The sequence below is a fragment of the Tritonibacter aquimaris genome (assembly GCF_009617595.1).
Classification (GTDB): Bacteria; Pseudomonadota; Alphaproteobacteria; order Rhodobacterales; family Rhodobacteraceae; genus Epibacterium; species Epibacterium aquimaris.
The window spans coordinates 697,666-714,167 of sequence record NZ_WIXK01000001.1 but is presented as its reverse complement, the minus strand read 5'-3'; the positions used below and the strand labels follow the sequence as shown (position 1 = coordinate 714,167).

Here is a 16,502-nt window from a genome sequence, read left to right as displayed (position 1 = left end):
CGGATCGATAAAAGATGCGGAAGGCTGGCCCCATATACAGGCTGGGGCAAAAATCGCAAGCCTGCTGTGGCTGTGGGCTGAAATAGATGCCGATACGGCTGCCAGTAGGATGGGGCCAAACAGAAGCGGATCATATGATTTCAAATCCGCACCATCAATCTGCCGCATTTCAGCCCCAATTTTTGTGGAGCCATAGTTAAGAAAATGCAAATATCCAACCACCCTCTCAGAAGCGGAAGGGACGCAGATGAATAGGTTTGCAACCGGTCCAGGCAAACACAAACCGCTGGCAACGCCCGCAGGTCTGCGCCTGCAGGCAGCATATGTGAACTGGGGTCTGCGATTGATAGGGCTGTGCTGCCTTGCACTGGCGCTTTCACTGGTTCTGGTCTCTCCGGCAGGCAGCGCGGGATTGATGCACAGTTTTGCAGCCATCGGGTTTGGCGGTCTTGGTGCGTTTTTTATCCTGTTCACTGTGCGTCAGCAGCAGCCAGAGTTCTGCTTTGATCGCAAACGCCAGGAGCTGCGGGTAAGCGAACGCCGCTATCACGGCCCCTCAAGGGTGGTGTTGCGGCGCTCTTTTGACAGCCTTGGCGGAGTACGCCTCTCGGCAAAAGACGTGTATATTTTAGATTACGATGGCTCGGTCTTGCTGCAGCTTGCACTGAGGGATCCGATGATGCGCTCACAATTGCGTGATGCCTTGGCCGGACATCTGCCGATGCTGGCGTGATTGAGCGCCAGCGCTTTGCAAAAATGCGCAAAAAATCTAGCGAATTAGCTGCATGACCGTGCAAAATTGTCGGACTTTTAACGTCAAGACACGAAAATCCCACAGTTGTGTGTGCTAGGACACAGAAGCTGTTGGGAAAAATAGGCTTTATTTCTCGCGAAGATCGGGCAGTTTGGCTCCATCAACAAATGTCACTTGGATTGGAGCTCTCCAAATGAAACGCACTTTGATTGCAGCCGCCCTTGCAACAGCCGTTGCTACCTCTGCTTTTGCAGCGCCTGAAAAATATAACCTGGATCCGGGTCACAGCAATGTGCTGTTCTCCTTCAATCACCTGGGTTTTTCCAATATCTACGGCATGTTCTCCGGCTTTGACGGTGAAATCATGTTCGATCAGGAAAACCCCGCCAATTCTTCGGTCAAGGTTGAATTCCCGATCAAAACCATGCTGACCGGCTGGGAAAAACGCTTTGAGCACTTCATGTCTGCTGATTTCTTTGACGCGACCGACGAAGAAATGGTAACCTTTGTGTCAACAAGCATCGAAGTGACCGGCGATACCACCGCCCTGATTACCGGCGATTTGACCCTGAACGGGGTAACCAAATCCGTTGTTCTCGACGCAAAACTCAACAGTGCCGTTGAAGAACACCCGCTGAACAAGAAACAATGGGCCGGTTTTGACGCCACCACCACTCTGGTGCGCTCGGATTATAACGTTGGCAATTTTGCACCTTTTGTCAGCGACGAGATCCCTGTCATTATCTCGATTGAGGCCGGTAAGGCCGAATAAACGCACATCCCGCGTCGAGCTGAGACAGGGCCGCCGGCTTCTCCCTAAGGAGGCCGGCGGTTTTTTTATGTTCTTTATCTTCCACCCCGCGCTTTGGGCTGGCTTTAAACATATTGAAATTGCTGCCCGCTCTATTTGGCGTTAGCACAAAGGCGTCTTGCTGAGGGGTGTTCATGTCGCGTCGTTTTGCTTTCTGGTCGATCCTGGTGGCGCTGGTGGTCTTTGGGCTGAAACTCCTGGCTTGGCGGTTGACCGGATCGGTTGCCTTTCTGTCGGACGCGCTGGAAACCACGGTTAATGTGATTGCGGCGGCGCTGGCCTATTACGCGGTGCGCGTGGCCGATAAACCCGCCGATGCAGGCCACCCCTTTGGTCACAATAAGGCTGAATATCTTTCTGCCGTGGCCGAAGGCACAATGATCGTGATCGCGGCCCTGTTTGTCATCCGCGAAGCCATCGCCGTTTTGCCCCATCCACAGCTCAATGACACGCCGATGCTGGGGATCGCCATCAGCCTGGTTGCTGCCGCGCTGAACGGGGTCTGGGCGACAGTGCTGTTGCGGGTTGGGCGCAAAACCCGTTCGCCTGCGCTTTCGGCCAGTGCGCGCCATATCCTGTCGGATGTGATGACCTCATTCGGGGTGGTTGTTGGCATTGCGCTGGCGCTGGCCACCGGCTGGCACATTCTTGATCCGATCCTCGCCATTCTGGTGGCGCTGCACATCCTGCGCGAAGGCTGGCGCGTGGTTTCCAGCAGCGTTGATGGTTTGATGGATGGCGCGGTGGATGCCGAGACCCGCGCAACGATTGAAACAATTCTCAAACGCGAAATGCAGGGCGCGCTGCAATACCATGATCTACGCGCACGCAGCTCAGGCGCGGTGCTGTTTTGTGAATTTCACCTGGTGGTCGATCGCACCATGGCGGTGGGGGCGGCCCATGATATCTGCGACCGGATCGAAGAAGCGCTAAAAGCGCGCTTCCCCGGTTCCTCGTTTACCATCCATCTTGAACCCGATACCGAGCTTCACGATCCCAGCTGATGGGCGGTCAGCTCTACGGTGATGCCCACGCCAAAACCCACGGTGCTTTCATCGGGCTGCGACAGCCCAACGTTATAATCGAGCCGCTGCACACTGCTGGTGCCAACCATCTTGGCGGTGTTGCCGTCGATCTCTAGTGCGAAGGGCAGGGTAAAGGGCTGGGTTTGATCGCGAATGGTCAATGTGCCACGTGCTTCATAGCCATCCTCCAGCTTGATCAGATCCGCTTCGAACCGGGCAGAGGGGAATTGAGAGACGTTGAAAAAATCCGTGCCCAGCGCCTGTGTGGTCACTGACCCAAGGCTAAGCGATGCAATTTCCACATCGACCACAACCGATCCGGCCGGGCCGGGGGCGTCTGGATTGGTGAAGGAAATCGCCGCATCCCAATTGGCAAAGCTGCCCTGAACAGCACTGCCCATCTGCACCGCCTCAATGCCAAGGCTGCCGGTATCAACAACCCAGGCGTTGGCTACGGTCGCGGATGTTTCGGCCGCCTCTTCAGCGCCATGGTCATGGCTGCCGTGATCATGTGCACCGTGGTCATGCGCGCTATGGTCGTGCGCGGCGTTTTCCTGCTCAGCCTGTTTGGCGTGGTCATGGCCCGTGTGATCGTGACTGCTGTGATCATGGCCCTGCAACACACCAAGCTGCGCTGCACCCAGAACCACCGCGCCCAAAACCAGCGCCGCCACCGGCGCGGGCAGTTTCATATGTTTTTGCTCTGGCGGCTGCGGTGCGGTGCCACCAAAGGGCAGCATCCGGCGCAATGTCATATCGCGATCGACCACATGGTGTTTCAGCGCGCCCGCCACATGCAGCCCCACCACGGTGAACAGCGACCACACCATCAACCAGTGAAAGCCCCCCGCCAAACCGGCCAGGGTGTTAGATTTCGGCACAAACGGCAGCCCCTGGCCAAAGGGCCACCAGATCGGCGCATAGCCCACCTCTGCTGCATGCATCACCCAGCCCGACAGCGGCACCAGCACCATCAGCGCATACAAAAGCCAATGCACCACTTCTGCGGCCAGCGCCTCTGGTTTGTTGTCAGGGTGCAAAAGCCCCGGCTTTTGCTGCGTTATTGCCCAGAGAATGCGCAAAATAGCCGTAAACAGTGCTGTCACCCCAAGGGTCTTATGCAGCGAAAACAAAAACGTGGCCCGCCGGATTATCCCTGCATCACCATCAAAGCCAGCGCTGTTGATCTGATGCGCCAGTTCATTGGCAAAATAACCCACCGGAAAAGCGGTAAAGATAAGCACTACAGTGGCCCAGTGAAAACTCTTGGCGAGGCTTCCATAGCGAGAAGGGGTATTGCTGAGTGACACGTGACGGATCCTTGGCTGTCTGCAGTCCTGGCTGCGGGGAAGTATACGACGCAATCTGCAACGATTGAGAGTTATCCATAATCCATCAATCCACAGTCCGACAGTGAAGTGTATTACCTAAATATGCACATATCCTCTGCGCAAAGGCGGGCTTTGCTTGTGCCGGGGCAAAAGCACGGGTAAATCAAGCAAAATGGCAAAATAAAGACGAGGTCACGATGACAATCGCATTTGTGTTTCCGGGACAGGGTGCCCAGACCATCGGCATGGGCAAAGCACTGGCCGAGGCCTACCCGGCGGCCCAGGCGGTCTTTGATGAAGTGGATGCAGCACTTGGCGAAAGCCTGAGCGCGCTGATCTGGGACGGCGACATTGAAACCCTGACGCTGACCCAGAACGCGCAGCCCGCGCTGATGGCAACCTCGCTCGCCGCACTGCGCGCGCTTGAGGCCGAAGGCATCACAATCGACAAGGCATCCTTTGTGGCCGGTCACTCGCTGGGTGAATATTCCGCGCTGGCGGCGGCTGGGGCAATCTCGGTCGCGGATACCGCACGCCTGCTGCGCACCCGTGGCCAGGCAATGCAAAGCGCCGTGCCCGTGGGTGAGGGCGCAATGGCGGCAATCCTCGGTCTCGATCTCGAGGCCGTGCGCGCCGTGGCCGAAGAAGCAGCCCAGGGCGAAGTCTGCCAGGCTGCAAACGACAATGACCCGACCCAGATCGTGGTCTCTGGCCATAAGGCTGCCGTCGAACGCGCCGCAGAAATCGCCAAGGAAAAAGGTGCAAAACGCGCGGTGATGCTGCCCGTATCCGCACCATTTCACTGCGCGCTGATGCAGCCCGCCGCTGATGTGATGGCCGAAGCGCTGTCTGCGGTGGAAATCAAAACCCCCGCCGTGCCGCTCATCGCCAATGTGCGCGCAGATGTTGTGACCGACCCGGCAGAAATCCGCGCACTCCTGGTGGAGCAGGTGACAGGTTCGGTGCGCTGGCGCGAAAGCGTGCAGGCGATGGCCGCCAAAGGTGTGACCGAATTCTGGGAAATCGGCGCGGGCAAGGCGCTCTCGGGGATGATCCGTAAGATCGACCGCAGCCTGGCTTCCAAACAGGTAGGCACGCCCGAAGGCGCAAAAGCGGTCGCCGAAGGCTAATTCATGCGTCGCCGCTTCCTGATATCAACAGCCGGAGCCCTGCTTATTGCGGGGCTTACGGCCTGTTCGTTTATCGACAATGCGTTTCCCACCACCCAGTTCACCGCCGACGGCAGTGATGTGCTGGTCGAGGGCACGCTGAATGCGCATACGCTTGAACAGTTTCAGGAGTTCATGGCCGACCACCCCGAGACTGAGCGCCTGGTGCTGCTTGATGTGCCGGGCTCTGTTGATGATGAGACCAATCTGCAGTTTGGCCATCTCGTGCGTGATCTTGGGCTTGCGACCTATCTGACAGCCGACAGCGAAGTGCACTCAGGCGGCACCGATCTGTTTCTGGCAGGCGTTGAACGCACGATGGAGCGCGGCGCCATCATCGGGGTGCACACCTGGGCGGCAGGCCGGCACGAAGGGGTGGATTTCCCCCGCGAAGACCCGGTGCATGACAGCTATGTCGACTACACAAGCCGTATGCTCGGCGCGGCAGATTTTTACTGGTTCACCCTTGAGGCTGCTTCAATCGATGACAGCCACGAGCTGAGTGAACGCGAAATAAAACGTTTTGGGCTTCTGACACAGCCCATCCTAGAGAACTAAGCCAAAAGGGCAGAAACATGTTTGATCTTACTGGGAAAAATGCGCTGGTGACCGGCGCGTCCGGCGGCATCGGTGGTGACATCGCACGCGCGCTCCACGCAGCGGGGGCGACCGTTGCGCTCTCAGGCACCCGCGAAGCCCCGCTGCAGGCACTGGCAGCTGAGCTTGGCGAGCGGGCCCATGTTGTGACCTGCAACCTGTCCGATTCTGATGCGGTTGAGGCGCTGCCAAAACAGGCAGCTGAGGCGATGGGCTCGGTTGATATTCTGGTGAACAACGCAGGCATCACCCGCGACAACCTGTTCATGCGGATGAAAGATGAGGAATGGCAAAGCGTTCTGGACGTGAACCTGACCTCAACCATGCGCCTGTGCCGTGGCGTATTGCGCGGCATGATGAAAGCGCGCTGGGGCCGCATCGTGAATATCTCATCTGTTGTGGGTGCAACCGGCAATCCGGGGCAGGCCAACTATGCGGCGGCCAAGGCTGGCATGGTGGGCATGTCCAAATCGCTCGCCTATGAGGTGGCAAACCGTGGCATTACCGTCAACGCCGTTGCGCCGGGTTTCATTGCCACCGCAATGACCGAGAAGCTCAATGATAAGCAAAAAGAGGCCATCCTCACCCAGATCCCCGCAGGTCGCATGGGTGGTTCTGAAGAAATCGCCTCGGCTGTGCTTTATCTGGCCTCACAGGAAGCAGGCTATATCACCGGCACCACGCTGCACGTAAACGGTGGCATGGCGATGCTGTGATGGCTGCAGGCGTCTGAATTTGCACGGGTCCCGATGTTTGACAGCTGTCAAAACGCAGATCGGGGCTTGTGTTTACCAGGTGCCATAGCCATCTTGCCCAGCAGGCGATGTTTCGCACCGTAGCGGAATAGAGTGATTAACCGAGTGAAAACATTTGCGTCTGCCAAAGACTATGTTATAGGGCGGCGCATATTCGTGACCATATCCATGAAAATGGCATATGGGACATCCCCCAACCGGGGGGCCACCTGCCCGGATCGGGCAAACCTAAGCCATCCCGATCGGGCGACGGCAAAAACCGGGCAATAGCCCTGACAAACGAGGAATAGACATGAGCGACGTCGCAGACCGCGTAAAAAAGATCGTTGTAGAGCACCTGGGTGTTGAAGAAGATAAAGTGACCGAAAACGCGTCCTTTATCGATGATCTGGGCGCAGACAGCCTGGACACCGTTGAGCTGGTTATGGCGTTCGAAGAAGAGTTCGGCATCGAAATCCCTGACGACGCGGCTGAAACCATTCAGACCTTTGGCGACGCAGTGAAGTTCATCACCGAAGCTTCCTAAGTTTCGCGGATCATCAGATCCACGTCATTGGCGCTGTCCTCATAGGGCAGCGCCTTTTTTTATGCGCGCGCCAACCAGCGATTGCACCAGAGCCGGAAGAATCGCAGACCCTTGTAGAGTTTTGTTCGGTGCAGCCTGTCAGATCAGCCTCTGCCAATTCGCAGGCTCAGGTTGCTGCGACCTGACCTTGTCCGGATATCACTGCCAGCCGTGGCCTGTATGATCGCCCCGTTCGACCGCCCGAAGATAGGCCCGTCGCCCAGCCACCGTGCCAGACAATGTATCAGCCACCGTACCAGCCGACATGCTGGCACAGCGCACGCTAGACCATCACCCAAGGGGGAAACGCAGATCTGCACAGCCCATAACTGCGAAGGGAATCAATAGGCTAATCTATAATTTCCGGGAGAGTGCAGGTTGGAGTAGGGGAACACCAACCTGCGAATTCTGCCCGTGGAACCAATATGGGCAGTATGTGAGGTAGTTATATCGTTACTATGCACAACCCTTGCGGGAATGTCTCTCAAAATATGAATTAAAACAGAAAACTATCGATAAAATTTCAAAGGTGGCAGGTTTTGCCAATTGGTTAAGCCCCCCACTTGCGTTCGCGCCCTGTTCCAAGCTATTTGAGTTCGGTATTTGCCGAGGCGAAGGAGAGCAAAGAATGCGTCGAGTAGTTGTGACCGGATTGGGCTTGGTGACACCGCTTGCAAGCGGCGTCGAAGAGACATGGTCCCGCCTGTTGGACGGGCAGTCCGGTGCTGGCCCGATTACATTGTTTGATACGGAAAAAAGCGGCGTTACCACCACCTACGCCTGCGAAGTGACCCGTGGTGATGGATCGGATGCCACCTTCAACCCCGATGACTGGGTGATCAAGAAAGATCAGAAGAAGATCGATGATTTCATCCTCTATGGCATCGCCGCAGCGGAAATGGCCGTCAAGGATGCGGATTGGACCCCAGAAGACGAAGAAAGCCGTCTGCGCACCGGTGTGATGATCGGCTCTGGCATTGGTGGCCTCAGCTCGATTGCCGACACTGCGGTGATGATCCAGGAAAAAGGCCCGCGCCGTGTGTCGCCGTTCTTTATCCCCGGCGCGCTGATCAACCTGATCTCTGGTCAGGTGTCGATCCGTCATGGTTTCAAAGGCCCGAACCACTCGGTTGTGACCGCCTGTTCCACCGGTGCCCACGCCATTGGTGATGCGGCCCGTATCATCCGTGCAGGCGAAGCCGAGGTTATGGTTGCAGGTGGCGCTGAGGCGGCGATCTGCGAAATCGGCATTGCGGGCTTTAACGCCTGTAAGGCGCTGTCGACCAAATACGCCGATGATCCCAAGAAAGCCTCGCGCCCCTATGATGCGGATCGTGATGGTTTTGTCATGGGTGAGGGCGCAGGTGTTGTTGTGCTCGAAGACTATGACCACGCGGTTGCCCGTGGTGCCAAGATCTACGCCGAGGTGCTGGGTTACGGCATGTCTGGCGACGCCTACCACATCACCGCCCCATCTGAGGATGGCGATGGCGCAGAGCGTTCGATGACCGCAGCCCTGCGCAGTGCTGGCCTTGACGCGACAGCGATTGATTACATCAACGCGCACGGCACCTCCACAATGGCTGACACCATTGAACTGGGTGCGGTGGAACGGCTGCTGGGCGATCACGCGCCAAACGTCACCATGTCGTCGACCAAATCCGCAACCGGTCACCTTCTGGGTGCAGCGGGCGCGATTGAGGCGATCTTCTCGATCCTGGCGATCCGTGATCAGGTGGCCCCGCCCACCATCAACCTCGACAACCCGGCGGTGGAAACCCCGGTTGATCTTGCCCCCAACGCGAAACGCGAACGCAAGATTGAGGTGGCGCTGTCCAACTCCTTTGGTTTTGGTGGCACCAATGCCTCTGTGATCTTTGGGAAGACCAAATAAATGTGGCGTAGCCTGGCCTCCAATATGGTTACCTTACTGGTTGTGGCGCTGTTCCTTGTGGGCGGCGTCATTCTTTGGGGTAAGTCGCAATACACCTCTGACGGCCCGCTGGAGGCTGCCATCTGCCTGCGGGTGGAACGGGGCACCAACCTGACCCGCGTCAGCGAAAAACTCGCAGACGAGGGCGCGGTCAGCTCTGCGCCCATCTTTCGCATCGGGGCCAAATACAACGAGAAAACCCACCTGCTGAAGGCGGGCAGCTATCTGGTTGAACCCGGTGCCACCATGGCGGGCATCACCGATCAGATCACCCGTGGCGGTGCCTCAACCTGCGGCACCGAGGTGGTTTACCGCGTGGGTGTCACCCGCGTGATCGCTGAAGTGCGCGAACTGGATCCGGCCACCAACCGTTTTGTGGAAAAGGCCGAGTTCCAGCCCGGTGTTGAAGACACGCCTGCGGAATACACCCGTGTGCGCGCCCAATCTGACACTCGCTACCGCATTGCCCTTGCTGAGGGTGTGACCAGCTGGCAGGTGGTCGAAGCGCTGAAATCGCTTGAGGTGCTGGATGGCGAAACCGGCGAACGCCCGGCCGAAGGCACGCTTGCGCCCGACAGCTATGAGGTGCGTCCAGGCACCACACGCGCCAGCGTGCTGAATGACATGGTGCAGCGCCAACAGGAACGCATCATTGCGGCATGGTCCGCCCGTGCGCCGGATGCGGCCGTGACCACGCCCGAGGAAATGCTGATCCTTGCGTCCATCATCGAAAAAGAAACCGGTGTCGCGGCTGAACGCCGTCAGGTGGCGTCTGTCTTTACCAACCGTCTGAACCGCGGCATGCGTCTGCAAACCGACCCCACGGTGATCTATGGCATCACCAAGGGCGAAGGCGTGTTGGGCCGTGGCCTGCGTCAAAGCGAGCTGCGCCGGGCGACGCCCTGGAACACCTATGTGATCGACGCGCTGCCCCCAACGCCCATCGCCAACCCCGGTCTGGCTTCGCTGGAAGCGGCGGTAAACCCGGACACAACGCCCTACATCTTCTTTGTGGCCGATGGCACCGGTGGGCATGCTTTTGCGGAGACCTTGGCTGAACATAACGCCAATGTCGCCAAATGGCGCGCAATCGAGGCGCAGCGTCAAAACAACTGAGCCAGAACAACAGATCTGGCCATGACTAAAAAAGCCGCCACCAGCAGGGAGAGAAACGATCCATGAACCGAAAGTTTCTCATCCTCTTGGTGGCGGCTTTTGTTGTTTTACTGCTGCCGATTGTGATTGCGCTGATCTACTGGATCACGCCCGCCTGACGGGCCTGATGGCATAGCGTGCAATAATAAATGGCGGCCCCGAGACAATCGGGGCCGTATCTGTCTTTAGCGCCGGCGACGACGCCGAATGAACGCGAGCCCACCAAGCCCCGCGACCATCAGCGGCAGACCCGCGGGCAGGGGCACCGGCGCAATGGCCGCATCCGCTTGCAAGAAGGAAAACGCGTTGAGCGCCAAAGTGCCTTTTGCATTCAATGGGTCAAAATCCGCACCACCAAAGTTGCCCGAAATCAGATCCACATCCGCAAAGGCCAAAAGGCGACCCGAGGTGGCACCAAACGCACCTTCCGCAAATCCGACAATTGTGGCTTGCCCATTTGAATTCTGGGCAAAGATCTCACCGCCAAGCCCGGTGATTACATCATTGTCAAAACGGCCGAATGAACCGGCCTGGCTCACCTCGGTCACCACGCCATGTGGGCCGTTGGCCAATACGCCCGATACGGTATTTTGCCCCGCGCCCCCGCCGATGGTTTCAAACCCCAACCGGGTTGAAATCCCATCCCGGTCTGTGCCGTCCTGCAACAACAAAAGATCACCACCCGCCAGGAACCACTCAACAATATCTGCCTCAAACGGAGCAGATTGAACATCACGCCACCAGGAGCTGACAAAGATATCAACACCCGCGAGGCTGGCAGCATCCGCGCTGACAAGATCAACGGTTGTGATGGTATCACTGGTGTCGCGTCCGGCTGGACCAAAATTTGCACCGTCTTCCAGCGCGGCGCGCAGTTCTGCGTGTTCAGTGCCGTCCCATGCCCAGCTGGATGAATTTGGCGCGATTGCGGTGCTGTTGCCCGCGACAACGGTTGCCGCCTGCGACATTGATGCCGCCCCAAGCCAAAGCGCAACCGCCCATTTCAAAGAAGGAGTCATAAGCTTCCCTAACCTTAGAGATTTCAATCAAATAGGATATTGTGAATATGTGTCTCATAGCAGGTTTTGAAATTCTGGATATTAACGAAGCTGTGAGGGCCGCGGGCGCGAAACACTGGACGCATGCGCGTTGATGTATTAAGGCGCAGAGATCTTCACTCAAACACGGGACAGTCCCTTATGAGCACCGCCAAACGTATCGTTCTCTCCAGCGATCACGCCGCCATTGATCTGCGCCAGACCCTTGCCAAACATATCGCTGACAAAGGCTATGAGGTGTCCGACATCGGCCCCCAAACGCCCGAAAGCACCCATTACCCCAAACACGGCGAAGCAGCGGCACGTGCGGTTGCAGCCGGTGAGGCGGATCTTGGCATTATTCTGTGTGGCACCGGCCAAGGCATCATGATGGCCGCCAATAAGGTCAAAGGCATCCGTTGCGGTGTCTGCTCTGAACCGTTCTCCGCCCGAATGACCCGCGAACACAACAACGCCAATATGCTGTCCATCGGCGCGCGTGTTGTGGGCGAAAGCCTCGCGGTTGAAATCGTCGACGCCTTCCTCGACGCCGAATTCGAAGGCGGCCGCCACGGCCAGCGCGTTGACATGATCACCGAGATCGAAGGCTAAACCCTTCACCTTACCTGCGGGGCGTACCTTATTGTGTGACGCCTCGCCACCAGCCGCAAAATCACATTCGTTTCAATCAATCACCACCCAACCTTGTCTGCAGCAGATCACGCGATTTGGTCAGGGCTGATGCACTGCGTTTGAGGCGACGACGCAGGTTTTGGGAGATGCCCATATCATTCAACTCATCTTGCAGGTGATGGATTTCCGCATCTAGATAGTCAGCCAAAGACTGTCCTTGATGACTGCACAGGGTTGGATCCGCCCCATGATCAAGCATATCTTTGAAGATCCTTACATCTTCGGATGCGCCAAATAACAGCGGGGCGCTGACCTGTTGATCGCTTGCAGCGATCCAGCAGGGTGATGTCGCATTCGGGTCTGCTCCAAGCCGCAATAACGCCCGTGCCTCAAACACGCCCCGTTGCCGTATCGCACAGGCCAGGGGCGTCAGGCCGTCATGCTGCAGCCCCTCAAGGTCCGCGCCCGCCTGCACCAACATTTGTGCCAGTGAGAATTGTTCGTTTTCATCGCGCCGTTTCGTTGTTGCAAACACATGCAGTGGCGCGTCCTGTGCTCCGCACTCCCGTGCAGAGGCCCCCGCCAATAGCATCAGCCACAGGCGCTGCAGCCGGTCACTATCAGCCCTTATGGCCCAATGAAGCGGGTGGTCCCCCGCGGGATCATAGCTGGTGATGTCAACACGCTTGAGCGCGGCGCGAAACGCCTGCAGCGTATCAGCGGCTTTGAGTGCGTGAAACGCTGCCGGCGCTTGCCCCCAGGTCAGTTTTGTTTCCTGTGACACCGGCCCCGGCAGGGCCGTGATTAACCGGTGGCTTTCTTCGAGGTTGCGTACAATGTGTTGATGAAACGCGCCCTTGTAGCCTTTTCTGATAGCCTCCTGCGCTTATTGGCGCGCCTCATAGAGTTCCCCCTCCAGCCAGCCAGTCAGCCCATGGGCTGTGCTCACCATGGCGTCATCATGGTCGATATGGCGCAGCAGCAGTTGCAATTTGGCCGGTTCACGGACGGCTGTATTAAGGTCCCCCTCATGTACACGGGCCCCCGCATCCAGAAAAAAGGACACATCCTCTATGCTGCCGCGGTCCAGCGCGATGTGCAGCGGAGTGCGCCCTTTTAGGTCACGCGCTTCAAGGTCAGCGCCCTGTAACCTCAGAAACCGCAGGATTGGCAATCGCACCGCGGCTTTGCGCTTCATTGCGGCCATCTCATGCAGCACAGTTGCCCCAAGGCGATCTGTCAAATCAAGGCGCGCACCAGCAGCAACCATCATCTGAACCCGCTCCAGTGGTTTTTCACGCGCAGAGATTGCCCAAATCAATGGGAAGCAGGAGTGTTTTCCCGGGGCTCGCCCCTGGAGCCGATCAAGACGCACCTGGGGCAGCAGCCTGCAAAAATCTTCAAATGAGTTTGCCTGACAGAGTTCTTGAGCCGCCAAACAGGTGTTTCGAAACTCGATGGCCTCATCAAGCTGCTTTTGTAACTGAGCGATCTTCGACAGCAGTGCGTTACGCTGGTTTGGGTCATCTATGTCTGAAGTCACTGCCAATTGGCATCGTGTGTGATGCAGCTCCACATAAAGACCTGCAAGGTGGGAATAGCGTTGATACTGATCGCGGCTCATTCCATCTGAATAACGCCGCAAGAGCTGCGTCAGCTGCTGTTGAAGCGCGGAACTCTGGCCATTAAGGTCTGAAAACCTCAGCAGTGTTTTAATAATTTCGGTTTCAATGCGCATCCGTTTCAACCTTCGGAGGGCTTGTGCCTCACTGATGGTGGTGTGTTGGATACTTTCTTCTAAACCTGACAAAAGTAAGGCTCCAAGCCGATGTGTTGATCCTTGTGATGTGCTCGGAAAAAGTGCTGGGTTGATGTTCATAGGTCATTTGATCTGGCACAATCCCCAAACCTGCAGGCATAACTATGCTGATTGCAGGAGGGCAGCCGATGCCAGCAACAGATAAAACCGCATTGCTCAGCGTTGCTGAGGCAGAGTTTGTGAAACTGCAAAACTTCATCACAACGATTGATCCGGCGCTGGCGCTCAAAGAGGTGTATTTCCCCGCCAAAGGCTACAAATGGAACGCGCTCAAACGCTACAACGCGGATCTGCGCACGTGTCTCAAGGCGCAGTAGATTTACCGCAACAGCTTTAGCGCGCCGGTCAGCGATTTCACCCGCTTTGCCGGGCCGCACAGGCCGATCCCATCCAGCATGACCTCATCGAGGGCGCGGTTTTGCAGCTCTGCCTCATATTCGGCAAATGTATGCAGCCTGCGGGCAAATTCCGGAAACACCACCACGCTCAGCCCTTCAGGGTCCTGCTGTACCTTTGCCAGAAGCTTGCGCAGCTGATCCGGGTCCGCCTGCAGGATCGGGATCGGGCGATCGGCAGAATTCATCGTCTCTACCCCCACTTTGTCGCGCAGCCTGACCGAACCAACCCCCGGATGTGCCGCGCCAAGCCCTGCACCAATGGTGGCGGCAGTATTGGCCAAAAACCCCGTCGACAGCCCCGGCCACAGCACAATCGCCAGTCTCAGATCCCCGGTGCCGCGCAGCGGTGCAGCCATTGCAATCTCTTGTGTAATCGTCATCACGCACTCCTTTTGGCGTGAGACAAACACAGGCAGTGCGCACATTCTTTATCGAATTTCCTTGCGATTTGCCAAAATCCGGCAGAACCTACCGCACATAAGGTTAAAACAGGTAGAACGTCTCCGGATGACACAGGATCGCGACAGGCTTGATGATGCGGATCGGCGCATCCTTACAACGTTGCAGGCCGATGGGCGGCTCAGCAATGCAGATCTCGCCGAGGCCACCGGCATGTCCACATCTCCCTGCTGGCGCCGCACCCGCCGCCTCGAAGAGGAGGGCTATGTGCAGGGCTACCGCGCGGTTCTGGATCGCAAACGGCTGGGGCTAGGGGTGCTGGTGTTTGTGTCGATCCAGATCGACACCCACTCCGACGAAGAGGCCACAGCCTTTGAACAGGCGGTGGCGCAGTATCCGCAAATCGTCATGTGCCATTCCATTGGCGGTGGGGCTGATTTCCTGTTGCATGTGGTGTGTCGTGACCTGGATGACTACGCGGATTTCTCCATGACCCACCTGCGCCGCATGCCCGGTATCAAGGCGATGACCAGCAATTTCTCCCTAAAAGAAATCAAACCCTTTGAAGGCTGGCCCATGCTGTAGACAATTCCCTTCGATCAGCATCTTGTGATTTGAACCTTTGCCCCCGGGTTCTGATCTATTGCAACACACACACAGGAGCCCCCATGTCCCAGACCATCACCAAAGGCATCAAAACCCTTGTTGCCGAGGCCAATGCCCAGATCACCACCATGCCGCTTGCTGAGGCGTTGAAACTTGTCGACAGCGCCGATCACGTGCTGGTGGATCTGCGCGATCCGCGTGAACTGAAACGTTCCGGCAAGATCCCCGGCGCATTTTCCTGCCCGCGCGGCATGCTTGAATTCTGGATCGATCCCGACAGCCCATACCACAAAGAGGTCTTTAATCAGGACAAGACCTATCTGTTTTACTGCGCCAGCGCCTGGCGTTCGGCACTGGCGACGAAGGCCGCCCAAGACATGGGCCTTGGCCCCGTCGCCCATATCGAAGGCGGCTTCACCGCCTGGGAAAAAGCCGGTGGCCCGGTCGAAAAAGTAGCCTAAGCACGATCCTTAAAAATTGATATGCCTGCCACCTAATGTTAACTTAAGATTGATCTTCACGATCTTGTTACCATTTTAAGTGTAAGGATTTTTCATGAAAACGATCGCAACCGCAGCGTTCTTGTTTGCAGCTGCAAGCGCGGCGCAGGCTGCCACCCTCAATTTTGGCCCAGGAAGCACAGATGTCCTGGGCCGCGGTATCGACTTTAACATCTCAGTCCCGCCCACAACAACCACCAGTGACGCTGTTTTATCCCTGACGGTAAGGGGTGATTTCAACGGGTTCCACGAATACCTCGACATCACGGTTGATGGGCTCGGCCTTGGTCGGATCTTTGATGGCATTGAGGCAAATGACTCATTTAATTTTTCAAATGATCACGCCCATTCGGACAATTCGCAGTCTCAGACCGGCAGCGCAACCATTGCAAATGCAAGTTTTGCCAACATGATCAGCGATGGCCAGCTCTACCTGCTGTTCAATCCTAACGACGCCGTGGATTATATCAGCCATATCTCCGGCACGATCACTTTTGATACGGCTTCTGTAGCAGCTGTGCCGCTGCCGGCCTCTGCGGGTTTGCTGGGCCTGGGGGTCTTTGGGCTTGGCGCACTGCGCCGCCGCAAACAGCGCAGCTAACGGCTGCGCTTTGAAACGGCCCTCGAAACGCCGCAGCGGTGTTTCGGGGGCCGTTTTGTCTTGCGTAAAACGGCCACACTGCCTCGTTCGCGCTCTCCAAGCGTTTTGCGACGTGCCACCATCGCCTGTCTCAACGGGCGGGGTGGACTGGCGGTCCACGCGCGCCCGCGCAAAGGTGAATTTCGCGAAAATCCGATTTGAGCCCACGGTTGATCTGACCAGCACCACAGTTGCGGCCCAAGCCAGGGCCGCGCGTATCATGACCTTTGTGGGCACGCCCGTTGCAGTGCGCGCGCCATTAGGACGCGCTGGTTTCGCCGCTTTTGGCACGCTGTTGCCATCCCTGCGCACCCTTGGGTGAATTTCCTTAACCCACCGCGCGCCTGAAACTCGGAAAATATCGCTTTTTCAACT

General features: G+C 57.2%; 19 protein-coding genes. 14 read left to right on the top strand and 5 right to left on the bottom strand.

Features of this window, described 5'->3' with window-relative positions; all coding sequences use genetic code 11:
- Nucleotides 1–247 precede the first annotated feature (247 nt).
- From GG681_RS03450 to GG681_RS03440, 3 genes are all read left to right on the top strand, one after another.
- Nucleotides 248–733, top strand: a complete 486-nt coding sequence (locus GG681_RS03450; RefSeq protein WP_153545062.1) for a hypothetical protein — start codon at nucleotides 248–250, stop codon at nucleotides 731–733.
- 214 nt (nucleotides 734–947) lie between these two features.
- Nucleotides 948–1,526 carry a YceI family protein gene (locus GG681_RS03445; RefSeq protein WP_153545060.1) on the top strand — a complete coding sequence of 193 codons (579 nt, stop codon included), beginning with the start codon at nucleotides 948–950 and terminating at the stop codon, nucleotides 1,524–1,526.
- A 173-nt stretch (nucleotides 1,527–1,699) separates the two neighbouring features.
- Nucleotides 1,700–2,569 (top strand): cation diffusion facilitator family transporter, encoded by an 870-nt coding sequence (locus GG681_RS03440; RefSeq protein WP_153545058.1) that lies wholly within the window; start codon nucleotides 1,700–1,702, stop codon nucleotides 2,567–2,569.
- Here GG681_RS03440 and GG681_RS03435 read toward each other — a convergent pair.
- On the bottom strand, nucleotides 2,554–3,900 hold the full coding sequence (locus GG681_RS03435) for a cytochrome b/b6 domain-containing protein (protein ID WP_328593244.1): 1,347 nt from the start codon (nucleotides 3,898–3,900) through the stop codon (nucleotides 2,554–2,556). The two genes, GG681_RS03440 and GG681_RS03435, sit on opposite strands and share 16 nt — an antisense overlap.
- A 218-nt stretch (nucleotides 3,901–4,118) precedes the next feature.
- On the opposite strand from GG681_RS03435, the gene fabD reads away from it, so the two are divergent.
- The 6 genes from fabD to mltG all read left to right on the top strand — a co-directional run bounded on the left by fabD (nucleotide 4,119) and on the right by mltG (nucleotide 10,056).
- The gene (gene fabD / locus GG681_RS03430) at nucleotides 4,119–5,051 is read left to right on the top strand and encodes an ACP S-malonyltransferase (RefSeq protein ID WP_153545054.1); all 933 of its coding nucleotides are present in this window, start codon (nucleotides 4,119–4,121) and stop codon (nucleotides 5,049–5,051) included.
- Between the two features lie 3 nt (nucleotides 5,052–5,054).
- Complete coding sequence (locus GG681_RS03425) at nucleotides 5,055–5,648, top strand: COG3904 family protein (protein ID WP_153545052.1); 594 nt, start codon at nucleotides 5,055–5,057, stop codon at nucleotides 5,646–5,648.
- 17 nt (nucleotides 5,649–5,665) lie between these two features.
- The gene (gene fabG / locus GG681_RS03420) at nucleotides 5,666–6,403 is read left to right on the top strand and encodes a 3-oxoacyl-ACP reductase FabG (RefSeq protein WP_153545051.1); all 738 of its coding nucleotides are present in this window, start codon (nucleotides 5,666–5,668) and stop codon (nucleotides 6,401–6,403) included.
- A 331-nt stretch (nucleotides 6,404–6,734) separates the two neighbouring features.
- On the top strand, nucleotides 6,735–6,968 hold the full coding sequence (locus GG681_RS03415) for an acyl carrier protein (protein ID WP_028091986.1): 234 nt from the start codon (nucleotides 6,735–6,737) through the stop codon (nucleotides 6,966–6,968).
- Between the two features lie 667 nt (nucleotides 6,969–7,635).
- Nucleotides 7,636–8,901 (top strand): beta-ketoacyl-ACP synthase II, encoded by a 1,266-nt coding sequence (fabF, locus tag GG681_RS03410; RefSeq protein ID WP_153545049.1) that lies wholly within the window; start codon nucleotides 7,636–7,638, stop codon nucleotides 8,899–8,901.
- Nucleotides 8,902–10,056, top strand: a complete 1,155-nt coding sequence (mltG, locus tag GG681_RS03405) for an endolytic transglycosylase MltG (RefSeq protein WP_153545047.1) — start codon at nucleotides 8,902–8,904, stop codon at nucleotides 10,054–10,056.
- A 224-nt stretch (nucleotides 10,057–10,280) separates the two neighbouring features.
- Here the strand turns inward: mltG and GG681_RS03400 are convergent, their stop codons facing one another.
- A complete protein-coding gene (locus tag GG681_RS03400) occupies nucleotides 10,281–11,114 on the bottom strand; it encodes a VPLPA-CTERM sorting domain-containing protein (protein WP_235899699.1) in 834 nt (277 codons plus the stop codon).
- A 180-nt stretch (nucleotides 11,115–11,294) separates the two neighbouring features.
- Here GG681_RS03400 and rpiB point away from each other — a divergent pair, with 180 nt between their 5' ends.
- On the top strand, nucleotides 11,295–11,744 hold the full coding sequence (rpiB, locus tag GG681_RS03395) for a ribose 5-phosphate isomerase B (RefSeq protein WP_153545045.1): 450 nt from the start codon (nucleotides 11,295–11,297) through the stop codon (nucleotides 11,742–11,744).
- Nucleotides 11,745–11,820: 76 nt separating this feature from the next.
- Here the strand turns inward: rpiB and GG681_RS03390 are convergent, their stop codons facing one another.
- Complete coding sequence (locus GG681_RS03390; protein ID WP_153545043.1) at nucleotides 11,821–12,549, bottom strand: ankyrin repeat domain-containing protein; 729 nt, start codon at nucleotides 12,547–12,549, stop codon at nucleotides 11,821–11,823.
- Nucleotides 12,550–12,651: 102 nt separating this feature from the next.
- Nucleotides 12,652–13,503, bottom strand: coding sequence for an ankyrin repeat domain-containing protein (locus GG681_RS03385; protein ID WP_194287130.1), 852 nt, complete (start codon nucleotides 13,501–13,503; stop codon nucleotides 12,652–12,654).
- Between the two features lie 209 nt (nucleotides 13,504–13,712).
- Between GG681_RS03385 and GG681_RS03380 the strand changes: the two genes are divergently transcribed.
- Nucleotides 13,713–13,901 (top strand): hypothetical protein, encoded by a 189-nt coding sequence (locus GG681_RS03380; protein WP_153545039.1) that lies wholly within the window; start codon nucleotides 13,713–13,715, stop codon nucleotides 13,899–13,901.
- 2 nt (nucleotides 13,902–13,903) lie between these two features.
- Here the strand turns inward: GG681_RS03380 and GG681_RS03375 are convergent, their stop codons facing one another.
- Nucleotides 13,904–14,362, bottom strand: coding sequence for a DUF2000 domain-containing protein (locus tag GG681_RS03375; RefSeq protein WP_214645129.1), 459 nt, complete (start codon nucleotides 14,360–14,362; stop codon nucleotides 13,904–13,906).
- A 127-nt stretch (nucleotides 14,363–14,489) separates the two neighbouring features.
- On the opposite strand from GG681_RS03375, the gene GG681_RS03370 reads away from it, so the two are divergent.
- The 3 genes from GG681_RS03370 (at nucleotide 14,490) to GG681_RS03360 (ending at nucleotide 16,088) form a co-directional block, all read left to right on the top strand.
- Nucleotides 14,490–14,966, top strand: a complete 477-nt coding sequence (locus GG681_RS03370; protein WP_153545037.1) for an Lrp/AsnC family transcriptional regulator — start codon at nucleotides 14,490–14,492, stop codon at nucleotides 14,964–14,966.
- 83 nt (nucleotides 14,967–15,049) lie between these two features.
- Nucleotides 15,050–15,448 (top strand): rhodanese-like domain-containing protein, encoded by a 399-nt coding sequence (locus GG681_RS03365; protein WP_153545035.1) that lies wholly within the window; start codon nucleotides 15,050–15,052, stop codon nucleotides 15,446–15,448.
- A gap of 94 nt (nucleotides 15,449–15,542) precedes the next feature.
- The gene (locus GG681_RS03360; RefSeq protein ID WP_153545033.1) at nucleotides 15,543–16,088 is read left to right on the top strand and encodes a VPLPA-CTERM sorting domain-containing protein; all 546 of its coding nucleotides are present in this window, start codon (nucleotides 15,543–15,545) and stop codon (nucleotides 16,086–16,088) included.
- The last annotated feature ends 414 nt before the right edge of the window (nucleotides 16,089–16,502 follow it).